Source organism: Dawidia cretensis (assembly GCF_018598175.1).
Taxonomy (GTDB): domain Bacteria; phylum Bacteroidota; class Bacteroidia; order Cytophagales; family Cyclobacteriaceae; genus Ohtaekwangia; species Ohtaekwangia cretensis.
The window spans coordinates 1-17,231 of the sequence record NZ_JAHESE010000028.1 but is presented as its reverse complement, the minus strand read 5'-3'; the positions used below and the strand labels follow the sequence as shown (position 1 = coordinate 17,231).

The 17,231-nt window shown below is 53.1% G+C and carries 19 protein-coding genes; 10 read left to right on the top strand and 9 right to left on the bottom strand.

Going from position 1 to position 17,231, the window contains the following annotated elements; genetic code table 11:
- The first annotated feature begins 153 nt into the window (after window positions 1-153).
- A complete protein-coding gene (locus KK062_RS22165; RefSeq protein WP_254086546.1) occupies window positions 154-4,140 on the top strand; it encodes a two-component regulator propeller domain-containing protein in 3,987 nt (1,328 codons plus the stop codon).
- 160 nt (window positions 4,141-4,300) lie between these two features.
- Here KK062_RS22165 and KK062_RS22160 read toward each other — a convergent pair whose 3' ends face one another.
- Complete coding sequence (locus KK062_RS22160; RefSeq protein WP_254086545.1) at window positions 4,301-4,651, bottom strand: hypothetical protein; 351 nt, start codon at window positions 4,649-4,651, stop codon at window positions 4,301-4,303.
- Window positions 4,652-4,761: 110 nt separating this feature from the next.
- Here KK062_RS22160 and KK062_RS22155 point away from each other — a divergent pair, with 110 nt between their 5' ends.
- On the top strand, window positions 4,762-5,040 hold the full coding sequence (locus tag KK062_RS22155; RefSeq protein ID WP_254086544.1) for a hypothetical protein: 279 nt from the start codon (window positions 4,762-4,764) through the stop codon (window positions 5,038-5,040).
- Between the two features lie 15 nt (window positions 5,041-5,055).
- Here the strand turns inward: KK062_RS22155 and KK062_RS22150 are convergent, their stop codons facing one another.
- Window positions 5,056-5,664 (bottom strand): hypothetical protein, encoded by a 609-nt coding sequence (locus KK062_RS22150; protein WP_254086543.1) that lies wholly within the window; start codon window positions 5,662-5,664, stop codon window positions 5,056-5,058.
- A 160-nt stretch (window positions 5,665-5,824) separates the two neighbouring features.
- Here KK062_RS22150 and KK062_RS22145 point away from each other — a divergent pair, with 160 nt between their 5' ends.
- Both KK062_RS22145 and KK062_RS22140 read left to right on the top strand, forming a co-directional pair.
- Window positions 5,825-6,949 carry an SPFH domain-containing protein gene (locus KK062_RS22145; RefSeq protein WP_254086542.1) on the top strand — a complete coding sequence of 375 codons (1,125 nt, stop codon included), beginning with the start codon at window positions 5,825-5,827 and terminating at the stop codon, window positions 6,947-6,949.
- A 55-nt stretch (window positions 6,950-7,004) separates the two neighbouring features.
- Window positions 7,005-8,102, top strand: coding sequence for a TFIIB-type zinc ribbon-containing protein (locus KK062_RS22140; protein WP_254086541.1), 1,098 nt, complete (start codon window positions 7,005-7,007; stop codon window positions 8,100-8,102).
- A 10-nt stretch (window positions 8,103-8,112) separates the two neighbouring features.
- On the opposite strand, the gene KK062_RS22135 is transcribed toward KK062_RS22140, so the two are convergent.
- The 3 genes from KK062_RS22135 to KK062_RS22125 all read right to left on the bottom strand — a co-directional run bounded on the left by KK062_RS22135 (window position 8,113) and on the right by KK062_RS22125 (window position 11,648).
- The gene (locus KK062_RS22135) at window positions 8,113-9,714 is read right to left on the bottom strand and encodes a hypothetical protein (RefSeq protein ID WP_254086540.1); all 1,602 of its coding nucleotides are present in this window, start codon (window positions 9,712-9,714) and stop codon (window positions 8,113-8,115) included.
- Window positions 9,689-10,240: an RNA polymerase sigma factor gene (locus tag KK062_RS22130; RefSeq protein ID WP_254086539.1), complete on the bottom strand. Its 552-nt coding sequence runs from the start codon at window positions 10,238-10,240 to the stop codon at window positions 9,689-9,691. The genes KK062_RS22135 and KK062_RS22130 overlap by 26 nt, the downstream gene beginning before the upstream one ends.
- Window positions 10,241-10,325: 85 nt before the next feature.
- Entirely contained in the window at window positions 10,326-11,648 is a 1,323-nt protein-coding gene (locus KK062_RS22125; protein ID WP_254086538.1) for an Ig-like domain-containing protein, read from the bottom strand.
- A 239-nt stretch (window positions 11,649-11,887) separates the two neighbouring features.
- Here KK062_RS22125 and KK062_RS22120 point away from each other — a divergent pair, with 239 nt between their 5' ends.
- From KK062_RS22120 to KK062_RS22110, 3 genes are read left to right on the top strand one after another with little or no spacing between them, the layout of a single operon-like run.
- Entirely contained in the window at window positions 11,888-12,010 is a 123-nt protein-coding gene (locus KK062_RS22120; protein WP_254086537.1) for a hypothetical protein, read from the top strand.
- A 15-nt stretch (window positions 12,011-12,025) separates the two neighbouring features.
- A complete protein-coding gene (locus KK062_RS22115; RefSeq protein WP_254086536.1) occupies window positions 12,026-12,172 on the top strand; it encodes a hypothetical protein in 147 nt (48 codons plus the stop codon).
- Between the two features lie 60 nt (window positions 12,173-12,232).
- Window positions 12,233-12,484 (top strand): hypothetical protein, encoded by a 252-nt coding sequence (locus KK062_RS22110; RefSeq protein WP_254086535.1) that lies wholly within the window; start codon window positions 12,233-12,235, stop codon window positions 12,482-12,484.
- Here the strand turns inward: KK062_RS22110 and KK062_RS22105 are convergent.
- Together KK062_RS22105 and KK062_RS22100 are read right to left on the bottom strand one after the other, a co-directional pair.
- Window positions 12,444-12,992 (bottom strand): RNA 2'-phosphotransferase, encoded by a 549-nt coding sequence (locus tag KK062_RS22105; protein ID WP_254086534.1) that lies wholly within the window; start codon window positions 12,990-12,992, stop codon window positions 12,444-12,446. The two genes, KK062_RS22110 and KK062_RS22105, sit on opposite strands and share 41 nt — an antisense overlap.
- Window positions 12,993-13,011: 19 nt before the next feature.
- Complete coding sequence (locus KK062_RS22100; protein ID WP_254086533.1) at window positions 13,012-13,581, bottom strand: hypothetical protein; 570 nt, start codon at window positions 13,579-13,581, stop codon at window positions 13,012-13,014.
- Between the two features lie 231 nt (window positions 13,582-13,812).
- Here KK062_RS22100 and KK062_RS30975 point away from each other — a divergent pair, with 231 nt between their 5' ends.
- The 3 genes from KK062_RS30975 (at window position 13,813) to KK062_RS22085 (ending at window position 15,194) form a co-directional block, all read left to right on the top strand.
- Window positions 13,813-14,466, top strand: a complete 654-nt coding sequence (locus KK062_RS30975; protein WP_254086532.1) for a hypothetical protein — start codon at window positions 13,813-13,815, stop codon at window positions 14,464-14,466.
- Window positions 14,467-14,509: 43 nt separating this feature from the next.
- Window positions 14,510-14,704: a helix-turn-helix domain-containing protein gene (locus KK062_RS30970; RefSeq protein WP_254086531.1), complete on the top strand. Its 195-nt coding sequence runs from the start codon at window positions 14,510-14,512 to the stop codon at window positions 14,702-14,704.
- 85 nt (window positions 14,705-14,789) lie between these two features.
- On the top strand, window positions 14,790-15,194 hold the full coding sequence (locus KK062_RS22085) for a DinB family protein (RefSeq protein WP_254086530.1): 405 nt from the start codon (window positions 14,790-14,792) through the stop codon (window positions 15,192-15,194).
- Here KK062_RS22085 and KK062_RS22080 read toward each other — a convergent pair.
- Entirely contained in the window at window positions 15,188-16,423 is a 1,236-nt protein-coding gene (locus KK062_RS22080; protein WP_254086529.1) for a cation:dicarboxylate symporter family transporter, read from the bottom strand. The two genes, KK062_RS22085 and KK062_RS22080, sit on opposite strands and share 7 nt — an antisense overlap.
- A gap of 18 nt (window positions 16,424-16,441) precedes the next feature.
- Window positions 16,442-17,002 (bottom strand): SMI1/KNR4 family protein, encoded by a 561-nt coding sequence (locus tag KK062_RS22075; RefSeq protein WP_254086528.1) that lies wholly within the window; start codon window positions 17,000-17,002, stop codon window positions 16,442-16,444.
- Window positions 17,003-17,231: the final 229 nt, after the last annotated feature.

Genomic DNA, 17,231 nt, shown 5'->3' with positions numbered 1-17,231 from the left:
GCGCCAACGTTTGCGTTCGTATCGCACAGGGCCAATAAAGTATCAATTTGTAACACACCCCTCGAATTGATCTAATTTGGCGGTTTGGTGATCGCAATCGTTAACAGGCCCGTTGCAGGGGAATTTTCTACCTGTATTTTTGACCTTCCGCACATGAAGAAGCTCTTCACATTTGTTCTTTTCCTGGCAGCGTTTACGCAAACGTACGCGCAGTTCTACTATTTCCGCCGTTACCAGGTGGAACAGGGGCTCTCCAACAATACCGTCTATGCCTGTATGCAAGATAGCAAGGGCTTTATGTGGTTTGGCACTGTCGACGGCCTCAACCGCTTCGACGGCTACACCTTCAAAACCTTCAGCTACGACGACCGTGATCCCTACAGCCTCGGCGGCAATGCGGTGCGCTGCCTGCACGAAGACGCCCAGGGCAACCTGTGGGTCGGCACCGGCAAAGGCCTGTACCGGTACGACGCCATGCTCGAACGCTTCTATCCCTTTCACACATGCCTGGGGGGCGACGTACTGAGCATCAACAGCGACGCCGACGGCAACCTGTGGTACATCTGCACGCAAAATCTTTACCGTGTGTCACACCACGACTCCTCCGTGACATGCTTCGAACAATTACAGGCGACGTCCATTGCCGTGACGTCCAGCGGCGACCTCTGGGTATCCGAGGTCACCAACAGCCTGCGAAAATATATACCGGCCACCAACACCTTCGAAACATACCCCCTCGGTACATACCCCGGCCGCGCAAAGCAAGACGTCGTGATCGAAAAGATCATGCCCATCAACGACCACGAGTTTATGGTGGGCAGCGCCAACCAGGGCCCGTTACTCTTTAACACGCGCACCGGCCAAACCACATCGTTACAATCGCTGCTTGGCAAAATGGTCTTCGTACGCGACATCCTGCGCGTGTCCGAACGGGAGTATTGGGTAGCGACGGAAGCCGGCATCTATATCTACGACCACGCCCTGCAAAAAGTCACGCACCTGCAGAAGGAGTACAACGACCCATACTCGCTTTCCGACAATGCCGTATATTCTCTTTTTAAAGATCGCGAGAACGGCATTTGGGCAGGCACCTTCTTTGGCGGCGTCAGCTACGTACCCGCTACCAGCTCGCGCTTCCGGAAATATTATACCCGCCCCGGTGCCAACTCCATCCAGGGCGACGCCATCCGCGAACTGTCCCCCGACGGACAAGGTCACCTGTGGATCGGCACCGAAGACGCCGGCCTCAACATGCTCGACACGGCCACCGGCGAGTTCACGCACTACGCTCCCATCCCCGGCGACACCACCAGTATCCGCTACCACAACATCCACGGCCTGGCGCTGGAAGGCAACCACCTTTGGATCGGCACCTTCAAACACGGCCTCGATGTCTTCGACCTCAGCACACGCAAAGTCATAAAGCGCTATTTCCATACCGCCCTGCCGGGCCGCGCCAACAGCGACTTTATATACTCCATGCTGCGCACGCGCAGCGGTACCATCTACGCCGGCACGGGCTCGGGACTATATGTACTACAGCCACCGTACAAAGGCGACTTCGCGCTCACCGAATGGTTCCCCTATGCCACCCTCATCAGCAACCTGTATGAAGATCGCGCGGGCACCGTGTGGGTCAGCACCTTTCACCGCGGCGTAACCGGCTACGGCCCCACGGGCGACCTACGCATCATTCGCCATACCAATGCCGCGACATCGCTTCCCACCAGCCATATAAACTGCGTCTTCGAAGACAGCCACGGCCGGTTCTGGGTTGCCACCGACGCCGGCCTGGCACACTACGACCTCACCGAAGACCGGGTCGTGAGCCTCTATAACGAACACGACGGCATGCCGGGCAACATGGTCTTTCGCGTACTCGAAGATAACAGCGGGCGCCTGTGGGCCAGCACTTCCAAAGGCCTGGCGTGCATCGACCCGGTTACGGGCAAGATCCAGGTCTATACTCAGGCAGATGGCCTCCTCAGCAACCAGTTCAACCACAACTCCGCCTACCGCGACGCGCAGGGCGTACTCTACTTTGGCTCCGTTCACGGACTGATCAGCTTTCGCCCCGAAGATTTTGTGCAGAACACCTATATGCCTCCGGTATACATCACCGGCATCCAGGTTAACAACGCGGAGCTGCCCATCTGGAAAGCACGGTCGCCGCTCAAGAAATCCATCACCTACACCGACGAGATCGTTCTGAACCACACGCAGTCGACCTTTAGCGTAGACTTCTCGGCCCTGTCGTACGAAGCGCCGCAGATGACGCGCTATGCCTATAAAATGGAAGGCCTCGACAAAGACTGGGTACACCTCACCAACAACCGAAAAGTATACTTCACCGACCTCTCGCCCGGCGAGTATACGTTCCGCGTACGGGCGCTCACCGACGGCATCCCACCCGACAACGCTGCAGGCACAGCGCTCCACATCATCATCAAACCGCCCGTGTGGGCGTCGCAGCGTGCGTACGTGGTATACGTACTGCTCGGAGCCTCCGCACTGGTCTTCCTCATCATCCGTTATCAGAAACAAACCGAAGAAAAGAACAAAGCCCGTCTGAGCTTTTTCCAAAACGAAAAAGACAAAGAGCTGTACAATGCCAAGATTGAATTCTTTACCAACATTGCTCACGAGATCAAAACACCGTTAACGCTGATCAGCCTGCCGCTGGAGAAGATCCTACAGCAGCCCGGCCTCGATCACGAGACAAAAGCCAACCTGAAAATTATGGAGAAAAACACCAATCGTTTGATCAGCCTCTCGAACCAACTGTTCGACTTCAGGAAAACCGAAGGAAACGTCTTTAGCCTTTCCTTTGTCAAGACCGACATCTGCAGCCTTCTCTCCGAGTTGCTGCAGCAGTTCCGCCCCGCCGCCGAAGAACGCAAGATGATCCTGGACACCCGGCTGCCCAACATTTACTTCCAGGCCTACGTAGATCCGGAGGCACTCAAAAAAATCCTCAGCAACTTATTCAGCAACGCCATTAAATACGGCCGTGAGCAGATCGGCGTAAGCATCTTGCCCTTCAGCAGCTACGACGAACACTTTACGATACAAGTCACCAACGACGGTCCGCTCATACCCGAGTCACAAAAAGAAAAGATCTTCGAGCCATTCTTCCGCCTGCCCGGCACACAGGCCGAAGGCACAGGTATAGGCCTGGCGTTGGCACAGTCGCTCACCCGTCTGCACAAAGGCAGCCTGGAGGTAAGCCTGGACAGTGGCGTAAACGCCTTTTTGCTCAGGTTGCCCATCCGCCAGGAGAAAGAATTCCAGTTGTTCGACGAATCATTTGAAGAAGTCAGCCCCGCCGGTACCATCGAAAAACCGGCCTCTGTGGAAAAGAGCGGCCTGAGCACCATCATGCTGGTAGAAGACAACCAGGAGATCCGCGACTTCCTGGTAAAAGAACTGAGCCCCGAATACAACATCGTCACTGCCGGCAACGGCACGGAAGCGCTCGCCAAACTCAACGACACCACGGTCCAGCTAATCATCAGCGACGTCATGATGCCCGTCATGGACGGCTTTGAATTATGCCGGCAGATCAAGTCCAGCCTGGACCATTGCCACATTCCCATCATTTTGCTTACCGCCAAAAACACGCTGCAATCCAAGATTGAAGGCCTGGAAATGGGTGCCGACGCCTATATCGAAAAACCTTTCTCGCAACAACACCTGAACGCGCAGATTGTCAGCCTGCTCAAAAACCGCGATCACGTCAAATCATACTTCTCGGCCTCGCCGCTGGTAAATATAAAAACCGTGGCATACTCGCGCACAGACGAAAACTTCCTCCTGCGCCTGACAGACATCATTACCCGCAACATGGGCGAAGCCGAGATCAACGTAGAGATGATCGCCGCCGAAGTAAACATGAGCCGCCAGACGCTATACCGCAAAGTCCGCGGCCTGACCAACCTCACCCCCCACGAGCTCATCATGGTAACAAAACTGAAGAAAGCCGCCGAGCTGCTGGTAACAGGCGACTACAAGATCTACGAAGTAGCCGAAAAAGTAGGCTATAGCGTCGCCGCCAACTTTAGCCGCGATTTCACCAAACAATTCGGCATCAGCCCCTCCGAATACATGAGCTCGCGACAAGGAGCCGCGAAAGGAATATAGTAGTAGGATCTGGCATACCGAGATCCCACCACTCCCTCAACAGTCGAACTGATAACCACAACAATAACGGTCGTTGCCTACAACGTACAGTATAATAACACATAACAACTACGTCTTAACGGTCGAAGCGCCGACAACCACTACATTGAAGCGCCACGCGTTAATTCTGCACTAAAACCTTTGCGATCTCCTCATTGATCTCGCGGATAAACGGCTCATCCCGCACGACAACATAATCACTCCGCTGCACCTCCTCATAGATCGCCGGCAATTCTTCCAGGTTCACCCTCTTATCTTTTATTCCCTCCAACGTTTCGCGAATCCAAAACACCTGGTTGGTGGTCGGAATGCGATGAAAGGTCCATTCGACATAATTCTCCAATGCAGCATACACCTGCAGCACGAGCTTGTTGCGGTGCTCGGTCAGAATAGCTTCTGCGATGGCCGGCATGCCCGCGCCTACATGCGAAGGAATGCTCCGCAATCCCTGGTTTGTTATGAATCTTTTCATACATTACTAGTGTAAAGACGCCTCAATACTAATAAAATTAGTTTTATTAAACTAACAATATTAGATATTCCTTCTTTAGAAAGTTGTAGCAACACTTAAACAGTTCAAAAATGAGGGTTTTGCATGTTGACGATTTGCTGGAATTTAACGGCGAAGTGTACGCGAACTGGCGGCTATCGGGTGCCATTGGAATCCAATATCTGAACTGTAACGGCATTATGATCATCCGCCCCATGCTGCCGCAAGAGGAAGAAACGGAGGACGCCGTGCCCACGGCAGAAGCTGCCGACGCCTGGATCATCTCCATAAACCCCGACGATGTACTGAAACTCACTGCTGCCAGCGAGGAAATGGCCTTCTACGTCGAGAAGGACCGGATTGTGTTATAACAACTGGTTCAACGATTAGTGCAGAAAGAAAGAGGCTATGCCCGTGAGCACCAAGGTGACGCCCGTAATGATGCCGGCATTATGCTCGAGCGTATGCCAGTTCATTTTTACCAGCCCGCGATACGTAAGCCGCACCCACAACACCATGCCGCTTACCGTTACAATAGTATACAACAACGCCAGCACAGCCACCAACCACCAGCCCGTGGCGCCCGCCATGAGAAAATAGGCTTCTATTTCCAGGCACGGCGAAAAGAACATCGCAATGACAAGACTGATCACCACCTGGCGCGGTGAAATGACCGGCTTGCTGTGCAGGTGAAAATGTTTATGACGATGGTGTTGATATACGTAAAAGAGGCCCAGCGCGACCAGCACACCCGGCGCAAAGAAGTGGGTGAACGGTTCAATGCTGTCGCTCAAGGCGCGGCCGGCCAGGGCAATGATGCCGCCAAGCAAGACGGTGCTCAAGGCATGGGCAAGTCCCGCCGCCAGCGTAACCGACGTCGTTTGACTCAGCGACCATTGTTCGCGGCGGCTAATCGCCAGAACAGGAAGCCAATGGTTGGGAATGAGCGCGTGTAATACGCTTAAGACAAGGCTTCCGGCAATCAGTGCAATCATGTAAAAATATAGAGCTTCCCGCGTACAGCGCGCCCGGTTGTAGAAATCGGTGTCGCGCGGTGTTGGAGAACACAAAATTAACCGCCAGTGTTCCACCGCGTGCGGCAAAGTCGGTAAAGTTTTTACTAATTTTAAATCTTTCACCTTCTAACTACGAACTATGTCTATCTGGGACAAACTTAAGGCGGAGCTCATTGACATCATCGAATGGACCGATGAGAGCCCGAACACCATGGTGTGGCGCTTTCCGCGCTACCAGAATGAGATCAAGTATGGCGCGCAGCTCACCGTACGGGAAAGCCAGGTAGCAGTCTTTGTAAACGAAGGACAGATCGCCGATGTATTCCAGCCGGGAAGATATACGCTGCAAACACAAAACATGCCCATCCTGACAACACTGAAGGGATGGAAATATGGATTCGACAGCCCGTTCAAGGCCGAAGTATACTTTGTCAATACCAAAAACTTTATCGACCAGAAGTGGGGTACCAAAAATCCCATCATGGTTCGCGACCAGGAGTTTGGTCCCATCCGCCTGCGTGCCTTCGGCACCTTTGCGCTGAAAGTAAAAGATGCCGGCAAATTCATCAAAGAGATCGCCGGTACCCAGGGTCACTTTACAACAGAAGAGGTATCCGAGCAGCTCCGCAACCTCATCCTCACACGCTTTACCGACACCATCGGCGAAAGTAAAATTCCGGCGCTGGACCTGGCCGCGAACTATGATGAGTTCTCCGGGATCGTGACTGACAAGATCGGCACTGAGTTTTCCGACTACGGCCTGGAGCTCACCAAATTCCTGGTAGAAAATATCTCCCTGCCGCCGGAAGTGGAGCAGGCGCTCGATAAACGCAGCAGCATGGGTATACTCGGCAACCTCAATGCCTATACGCAATTCCAGGCCGCGAATGCCCTGGAGTCAGCCGCCAATAATCCGGGTGGCGTGGGCAGCGACATGATGGGGCTCGGTGTGGGATTATCCATGGCCCAACAGATGACGCAGGCGCTCAACAACGCCAACGCCAACCAGGCGCAAGCCCCCAACCTCAACCAGGCTCCGCCGCCAATCCCAAATGCCACCAGCATACAGTACTTTGTAGCCGTCAACGGCCAGCAGCAAGGCCCCTTCAACCTGCAGGCCATCGACCAGATGGTAAAGCAGGGGCAGCTGACACGGGACATGCTCGTGTGGAAGCAGGGCATGCCCACCTGGACAAAGGCCGGCGAGGTAGGCGATCTGACAAACTTCTTTGGTGCTATACCCCCGCCGCTGCCACCACAGTAATACGGGCAAGCATCAATCTATTGAACCATTCTTTAAACGAAGTTATACCTACTTCATGAGTGACTTTCATGAGCCTACCAACCAGGTCAGCAAAGACCTCACATGCTCAAATTGCGGCGCCACGCTGCGCTATCAACCTGGTACGACAAATGTGGAATGCGCCTACTGCGGCACAAAAGTCGAGATCAACGCCGCCGCCGGCATTGTAGAAACAGACCTGGAAGAATACCTGGCCCAAGCCTGGAAAGACGATGAAACGGTGAGCGTGACCGTTGTGAGCTGCAACAGCTGTGGCGGAGCCTCGACGCTCGCTGCCAACGTTGTATCCGACACCTGCCCGTTCTGCGCCTCCAACCTGGTGGTGAAGAACGGCACCACCTCCGCCATACACAAACCGCAGTATATATTGCCGTTTTCGTTCGACTCCACATTAGCCCAGGAGCGCTTCCGCGGCTGGCTTAAGAACCTGTGGTTTGCGCCCAATGACCTGAAAAAATACGCCGACATCGACGGCAAGCTCAACGGCATGTACCTGCCATACTGGACCTTCAACTGCACAACAGACTCGATCTATTCTGGTGAACGCGGTGACTATTATTATACCACGGAATCCTACACGCACCACGAAAACGGCAGATCCGAAACCCGCACACGCCAGGTACGGCACACACGCTGGTCGTCCGCGCACGGCCAGGTAAGCAATAACTTTGACGACCTGCTCATCGAAGGAAGCCGTTCGCTGCCTAAGAATAAATTACGCGCGCTTGAACCCTGGGACACCAAAAAGCTCTTATCGTACGACGACCAATACCTGGCGGGCTTCCGCACGGAAGTCAACGTCGTAAACATCAAGAGCGCCTACAGCGAAGCCCAGGGCCGCATGCAGCCCGAAATCCAGGCCTTGGCCAAACAGGATATCGGCGGCGACGAGCAACAGCTCCACTCCCTCGACACCCGCTACCTCGCCCCAAGCTTCAAACACGTACTCCTCCCGGTCTGGATCAGCGCCTACCGCTACAACAACAAAGTATATCAATTTATTATCAATGCCCGCACCGGCGAAGTGCAGGGCGAACGCCCGTACAGCGCCATAAAAATCATACTCCTCGTCGTGGGCATAATAGCCTTCATTTTATTCCTGGCGACGCTATAACGCAACGCGCCTAACGCCGCTTATAAAACGGCAACACCAACCCCACATCCAATCCCACCTGAATAGGCCGCAAAGTATAAACACTCTTTTCCGAGTATACCGACCCAAACGACTGCTCCAGGAACGGCGTCAATGTAAGCACATGATGACGCGACAACACTACCCGATTCTCTAACCCAGCCCGCAACGCAATCCGCAGATCATTTACAGCAAAGCGATGCCCCGCATTAAGTGTGCGATTAGTTGCCGCCACCTGCCGGTTAACATGCAGCGCGAGTAGTATATTCCGCTCATGCCGCAAAAACGTCACCTGCTGAATTACACCCAGATGCACGCCAAGATAGTGGAGCGTATTGGTCACATCATTGCGACGAACCCTGGAATAAGCATTGACTTCAATCGATTTATCGGCAATATGCTGCACCTCCACACTGTCGGCAATAATATTATAATAGTTATAATCGGTGTGCTCTTGCAGCATGTTCCACGAAATACCGGTCGTCAGCATCGTACGCCGCGCCAGCGGGTAACGTGCAGTAACACTAACCTGGTAGCCCGCATTGCGCCACGACGCCTGGTTTTTATTATTTAGACCGGTAACGTAGTAAAGATCCTTCGCAGGATCCATTTTCTTAAAGGTATAATTCGCTCCTGCTTGAAATTGAAGCGACCATTTGCTCAGCGCACGTTCCGCGCGTTTCTTTTCCTCAACAGAATCGCTTTCAGAAACTTTCGGTTTCTTCTCCTCCGCATGAATACGTTTCAGCTTGTCAAGCGACGTGAGCGCCAACAGAGCAGCCTGAGGTGTATTTCTTTTACGGAATGGCATTGGCGGACCATTGAGCCCATGGACAACACTATCGACTTCGATAACTTCACCATAGCGAACACCCTTACCGCGTGTGCGCCTATCTTCGCGCCGAACCTGTATAGCTTTGCCCGGTCGATCGGAATTGCGTGCAAGAAGCCCCCTGCCTTCTCTGTTTTCTTCTCCGTCATCATTTTTCTGCTCACGCGACGTACGCGCCGTCTCCCTTCGGGGATGTAGCGGTTGATTATCGTGATTACGGCGGATCACGCGGTTGCGTGTAGCGTCAATAGCAACAGACCGTTGCCGGGCCAGATCATTGCTCATCATGGTGTCCACATATACTTCGCCGGCGTCAACCAGATGCGTACAGGCAACCTCTACGGTAGAATCCGGTATAGACCCCGTGTTATCCGCCGCGAGTACACGATGATTTTCAGCATCCGCCGACACACCGGTTGCCAACGTGGTATCGTCACAAGGTACTTCAACATTATTACTCACCACGGCGGACGGCGCTAACGAAGTCGCCTCCGAAGACGCGGCGTGTTGCGCCTCCGTAGCAGCACGCTGCTGCCCGACAGCATGCGTCGCCACATGGTACGACACCAACGAGCCGAGGCCGATCAACAACAGCAGTAACAGCAACAAACCATACAGGCGGTAGTCAAATCCGCTACGGTCGAGCGCCGCTTCAATAGGGGGCCACCCACCCTCGGGCGGCGTAACTTCCAGGTCTGTCAGCGCATCCCGGAATGGTTTTTCAAAGTCATTCATATCAGACAACCCGTTTGTATGCGACATGATCCGATCCGTTAAGTTTAGACTTCATTAAATCCTTGGCACGCGAAAGCTGCGACTTGGAAGTACCTTCCGATATATTCATGAGCACTGCAATCTCCTTGTGGGTGTACCCTTCTATCACATACAGGTTGAAGATGTGTTTACAGCCCACAGGCAACGCATCGATGAGCTGCAGCAGGTCCTCCTTGCGCAGCTCGCTTAGGATGTGATCGTAGTTATTATCGTCGTAGTGCACAATGGTATCGGTCGAAATTTGTTTTTGGTGCTTTTTGTGACGGTAATAATAGGTAATAGCAGTATTGGCCGTCACCTTGCGAACCCAGGCCCCGAGCGAATCGAACGTTTGCTCTTTTTGCAACGATTTGTAAATATTGATAAAGGCCTCCTGGAATATATCCTTCGCATCTTCGGCCGTAGTAGCATAGCGCCGGCATACGCCCATAACCCGGGGGGCGTAATGCTGGTACAGCTGCTCCTGTGCTCCGCGATGACCTTGCCTGCAACCGGCGATCCATTGTTCTTCCATAGTTACCAGGAAGTCCACACGGCTTGCACCGTGTGGACGTTGTATAGATACTTGAGTTTAACGGTTTCTATTTGCATGCTTTTTATTACGGCCAGTCGGTGATGGTGATCGTCACCGTTGTTTCGCTGCATTGGCCGTCGTGACAGATCATATAAATGAAGCTCTCGTGGCCATCGAAGTGATTGTTCGGGATGAACTTGAACATCTCCAGCGAGAAATATTGTATCGATCCGCTATAGGGCTGCTGGGGTGTGGTGATGTGAAGCTGGTTCGTGGGGACACCGTTGAGCACGTCGTTGCCGATGACATTCTGGAACGGGATGTTCAGTGCGCCCTGACTGGCGATCATATCGAGATACTGCGCGTGCGTGTAGACGATGTCGTCACCCACTGCCTGGATAGGGCCTGCCTCGTCTACGTTGATGCTGACCGTGGCTTGTGAACAGTGTCCATCGTAGCAGATTTGGTACGTAAAGCTATCCGCGCCGCGATAGCCGTCTTCGGGGCTGTAACGGAACACTTCGTTTTGCTCATAGTGAGCATTGCCGTGCTGAGGCGGTGTCACAATCGATACCTCGAGCTCGATATACTGCACACCGCCGATTTGGTCGTTGCCAAAGATTTGCGGCAGCGTATACGTGATCTGATTGCCCGGCCACGCCTCCAGCAACGCAGCATACTCGGCCGCGGTATAGTTGAATACATCGTTGACAGCTTGTACCGTAATGGTCTCCGGATGCACCGAGACCGACGCCACGCCGTAATATAACACCTTGGGGTTTGCGCGACCGGCAACGCTATACACTACATAAACGGGACTCGCATAGTCGGTAACAGGATAATAAAAGAGTACCCCGTCTATGATCCTGGCTTCGCCCTGGGCGGGCTGGTTCGTTACCTGGAGGGTGGATACATCAAACTGATCATCGCACAGGATGTCATTGGCCAGCACGTCGACAACGATCTGCGGATCGGTAGGCTTACCGTATCCCTGGTCGGGCACGGCCATGCTGTAACATTTGGTCTCGTCCGACACATACGTAAATTCGATGGTTCCTTCATCGCATTTGCCGGCGGCACACACTGAATAAACTATTTGATCGGTTCCGCTGGTGAAATCCGCGTTCGGAGTATATATCAGCAGCGCAGTGCTGAGAATGGACACGGTGCCCTTGGTAGGCTCTTGAACAATCGAGATCGTCGAGGCACCGGTAAGTTTCGAGGCTTGTACCAGGTCGACCAATACCGGACCGTTTACCGCCATCGCGGCGTCCAGGTCAACGGCCTGGTCGATCTCCTCGTCCGAGGGGATAACGTCACCGCTCATTTCGTCGCACGCTTGCGCCGCGAGGGCCAGCCCTGCCAGGAGGAGGCTACGCCGGATTATGCTTTTAACAGGAAATAACATGGTTTGTAATGTGTTTATATTCTTAATACGATAAATCAAAATGTGTACGTACAATACCATAGTCCTGAAGCATGGCAAAATGGTTGGAAGTATAGGCAGAATCTTTACTGTTTTTTTTGAACTTTGGGAATAAACCCCCATAGCCATGTAGGGCATTTGTATGAATCGGAAGCCATCGCTTTACCAGCGCGCTATGCAGTTATCTACGTTTTTTGCAAGATTTGTTTACACATGGCGATGTGGCAATCGAAACCCGCATACAGCCCCTCAGTGACGAGGGCGAGCAGGCCGCCGAGGCCCTGTTACGACAATCCTACGACCTTGACATACTCGACATGCCCCACACAGCACCGGCCGTTTGACAGCGCCGCCGCCCGGTGGGAGCCCTCTATTTATACCGCTCGGTGCAAGCCGCCGTGCTGCGTGACCTGGACGATGCCATATATAGACCGGGTAGTCCGCACCCGCGTGACAAGGCCGCGCTACGTCACGCACACGTACGCGAAGCGGTACATCATCGTTAGGGGACTATGCGGCCACGCTGTGGCCGGACGCTGAACTGAATTCTTCTATTTCTTCTTTGTATGGAGACAACTTTTGATAAAAACCACCTGGTCGACAAACTGAACGCCGTACTTGCGCACCTGAAAACGACCTTTGTGGGGGAAGACGATATCATCGACCTGATGGGCATTTGCCTGGCGGGCCGGGAAAACCTTTTCCTCCTGGGCCTCCCGCCTCGTCTACCAGAACGGCAGCATGAGCCTGCACACCGCAACCAACCAGTAACCGGCGTTACCGCCGCTGTATATAGGCCGTCGGCACATGCTCCGTAAGCCATACACCATTCGCCGAGCAAAAAAATGTGTAGCCATCCGCACGCATACGGGCAGCATCGACCACCAACACAACAGGCTTGCCATGGCGTCGTCCTACACGACGGGCCGTTTCATCATCCGCGCTTAAGTGCACGTGATGGCGGCTGCGCTTGTCCAGACCTGTCTCCTCTACGGAAGGCAAAAACGCTTCAGCGGTACCATGATAGAGTACAGCCGGCGGTTCGCCTACAGCATAGTCCAGGTCGACGGCAACCGAATGCCCCTGGCTGGCGCGAATGCGTGTTCGATCATCATCATAAATAAACCGTTGTTTATTGTTGGTCGTCACAACGTGATCGAGCTCCGCCGGAGATACGACATATCCGTTCCGGTTCAGCTGTTTCAACAAGATTCCAACATCGGTCCAACCGTTTTCATCAAGGGTAATGCCTGCAGCCTCGGGCGCATGACGCAGCACGAGACTGAGGTATTTACTGATGCGGGTATTTTCTTTCTCCGTCATCATAAAGTCAAATTAGTATGTACTAGTTCAAGTTGCGCCCCAGCAACGCAAACTCGGCTTTATTTTCTTCCAGCCTCTTGACATGGCTCCGGCCGAAGTGGGCCAGGAAGTACAAGTGCTGGTATACATCCAGGGTGAGGGGCTCATGCAGGGGCAACGTTGTTTTATAAAGTGTGCCTTCGCCATGGCACAGCGTGTCAAGGTGATCCAGGCATATACCGAGCTGCCTGCGCATACGGCTTCGTATATCGTCGTGCGACAGGGTCTGCGTAACCGCGGCTGTATACAAGGTATGCATGCAGCGTTCCAGCGCAAGGGCTTCGAGCAGGGTGTAGTGGCTCCAATCGGTTGTCTGGTCAATCGCCGCTTCGGCGGCAAGCTTGTGCGCTTCACGGCAAGCCATCTCGATGGAAGACAACAGGTTACCGTTGGTGTGCATAAGCTGTTCAAGCACCTCACTACAACAACGGCCACCGCCTGCAGGAAGATATTGCAGCACACCCGGCTCCTCATCGAACCAGGCGTCCAGCACGGCATACGTGCGGATCAGCTCCCGTTCAATGGTCCTAAGTATCGTTTCAATATTTTTCATGGTTTAAGGGTGGTTCTATCTATGTTTTAAAATCACTTACACAATAAAAAAGCCCGGACAGTGGTGCCCGGGCTTTCTATATGCTGATTTTTTTATAATCAATCATGTATACAACTCCGGGACGAGTCGTGCTTATCGGCACGAACACGGATCACCGCGGGATTAAATTGGAGTTGTTTCATTTTCATAGAACAAAGGTAATTAAGTTTTTGAATTGTTCAACAGGAAACTGTGTATTTTCACTTTGCCATGGAGGCAGACCTGCACACATTATATCGTTCAGACTTCTACCAGGTTATCGATTTCCGGTGCCGATGCACATCGTGCATGACAACCAAGCCGGAATACGCCGACGCGTTTTGCATCAGCTTTGTACGCAAGGGGAATTTCCTGTATAATGTCTTTCGCCGTTCCATGGACGCGTACACGGGCTGCGTACTTGTCACAAAACCCGGCTCTGAGCGAACCATCACACATACGCACAGCATCCCGGATGAGTGCACGATCTTTGAGTTTACCCCGGCTTTTTACAGCGAGCTTGTGGAATGCCACGGCAACCTACACTTCTTTATTGACAACGACATCCCGTCCACGCTGGTCAAGACCAATGTCTCACTTGAGTTCTTGCATTATCATGTCATCCACCAGATACTGACCCACGGCGGCAGCAAACTGGAGATCGATCAATGCGTGGTTGACATCGTACGTGAAATATTACCCCGGGTCGCCGACTATACGTCCGACACACGCATGGATGCACGACTCAAGAAAAATCACCTCGAAACGATCGAACGGGCCAAAGCGTACATCACCACCCATTTCACCGACGACATGTCGCTCACCTCACTCGCGCAACATTGCTGCGTCAGCCCGTTTTCACTTTAGCCGTATCTTCAAAACGTTTACATCGTATGCGCCGCACCAGTATTTGCTACACACCCGGTTGAAACACGCTGAAATGATGCTGCGCAATACAAGTATGCCGGTAGCCGACGCGGCCTTCGCATCGGGCTTCAACAGTCTGGAACATTTTACCAAATCCTTTAATCAACAGTACGGCCTGCCGCCGGCAAAATTCCGCACCACCGCTACACCCGCCAATACAGCCCCTCCACTTTTTTAGCCTCTCTCCCGAAATAGCAAGATTCCTCAAATGTCCGCCGACAACGCGCTGTAATTTTGTGCCATTACAAAATCATCTTATAGGTATGAAACATCTTTTGAACCTCCTCCAACACTCACGCGACTATACGCTGGCCGTAGCAGAAGCCATGCCCGCCAACGAGTACACATTTAAGCCGGTCAGTACCGTGTGGAATTTTGGCGAACTGCTGCACCACATCGCCTACGGCATTGCCTGGTGGGAAGACAACTATATAAAGGAAATCAAAACCGACTGGAACCCGCCAGCAGCGCCCCCGGCAAAGACCGACATCAAGGCCCACCTGGAAAAGACGTATGGCGCACTGGCGACCACGGTACAAACAACAAAATTTAGTTACGAAGCGGTAGCGGGATTTTATGCTACACTGGACCACATCACCCACCATCGCGGACAAGCTGTTACATACTTACGATGTGCCGGCCAGGTGCCACCGGAGTATACCTATTGATCTGCCGCGGGAGTTTTTTCGGCAAAGGCCTCCTCCATGGCAATGCGGTCAAATGCACGCTCATTATTAGAGATCCAAACGGTGGCCACACCGTTGCCGATCAGGTTCGTAATGGCGCGTGCCTCTGACATAAAACGGTCTACACCAATAAGCAAGGCAAGTCCTTCTACAGGTATGGTTTTGATTGCCTGCAACGTAGAGGCTAACACGATAAAGCCGCTGCCGGTTACGCCGGCAGCGCCTTTTGACGTGACCATCAGGATGCCGATCAACACCAGCACCTGGTCGAGCGACAGGTGTACATGGTACGCCTGTGCTAAAAAGATGCACGCCATCGACAAGTAGATCGTCGTGCCGTCAAGGTTAAACGAATAACCCGCGGGGATCGTAAGCCCCACCACCGGTTTGGCACAGCCCATACGCTCGAGCTTTTCCATCAGCGACGGCAATGCAGCCTCACTCGACGATGTGCCCAGCACAATAAGGATCTCGTGCCGTATATATTTCAGGAAGTGCCAGATGTGAATGCGGTACATCCACAGGATCGCACCCAACACTCCAAAGATAAAGATCGCCATCGTCAGGTATATCGCGCCCATCAGCTTGGCCAGCGACACCAATGTAGAAGGTCCGAACTTCCCCACGGTATACGCCATCCCTCCAAAGGCCCCGATCGGCGCCACATACATTACCAGGTGCAACGCCTTGAAGACATACTTCGACACAATACTCAGCGGTCGCAGGATCTTCTCCTTACTGGCATACAAGCTGAGCAGTGAACCGCAAAGAATCGCCGCCAATAATACCTTTAGCGTGAGATTCTCTTCAAAAAACGCCTTCCAGGTAAATTGTTTCGCCTGGTTCACATAACGATCGACAGACACCCCTTGCGCCAGAGAAGTATCCACGCCGCTGCCGGGCTGCATCACCCACGCCACGGCAACACCGATCACCAGCGCAAAGCTGGTGACGATCTCAAAGTATAACAAGGCCTTGCCACCCGTCTTGCCTACCTTCTTCAGATCGCCCATGGCAGCAATGCCCAGCGTAATGGTGAGGAAGATGATAGGATAAATAAAGAGCTTGACCAGCGCGATAAACTTCTCGCCAAGCACCCCCATCTCAATGGCAGTCGCAGGCTTGACGACGCCCAGCACAATGCCCGCGGCAATGGCGAGCAATACCCAGAACGTGAGGTTCTTCAGAATGTGCTGAACGGTTTTCTTCACAATGCAAACGATGGCAGGTTAGAGATCTTCGCGGTGAATTATACCGCCCCACTCCGCGGAATATATATACTCGCCTTTTACAAGCTGGCCGACATAGTCTTCAATCCACGCATGGAACGAATCGGCAATGATGGGCCGCTCGGGCGCATCGTGCCACATGCGAATGATCTGCCCTTTGCGTCCGCCGGGCGCAGGATCAAGGTCAATACAATAATGATTGCCACTGCCATCGTACGTAATGGGGATCCACATTGGGTTCCACCAATCCCCCTTTACACCCTCCTCCGGCTCGGAGTGCGTACCGTGAAAATTGCCATTATCCAGCAGGTCTCGCCACACACGCCACTCTTCCAAAATCCGCTCGGTCGACAACAGCTCTTCCGTTTCAATCAACCCCTCGCCCGGTTCCTGCCCATTGTGCACCTTATAAAAATCACGAAAAGCAATAGGCAGGGTAACACCGAGAGCCTTCTCCAAATTAGCAATATCGCTGGGCAGCGCGCCAGGATTTAGCTCGTCGAGCAAATGCGCAGCGTGCTCTTCCAGCCAATGTTCGAGTTTTTGCCAGGTTGCAACCATAGTGAAACGACTTGAGTACTAAAATAAGGAATTCATCACTGCGATGCGAATACCCGCCACAGCGTAACGGCAACAGCCATTACGATGCCGAGCCCTATGATCCGTCGCCCCGGCGCCCCGGCGGCGCGGGGGGAGTGGGATAAAACATGGGCGAGTGGGAGCGGGTTTTTTTTAAGAACCAAAATCACAACCCCAAAAACAGGCTCGAATTAACAAAAGCAACACGGCC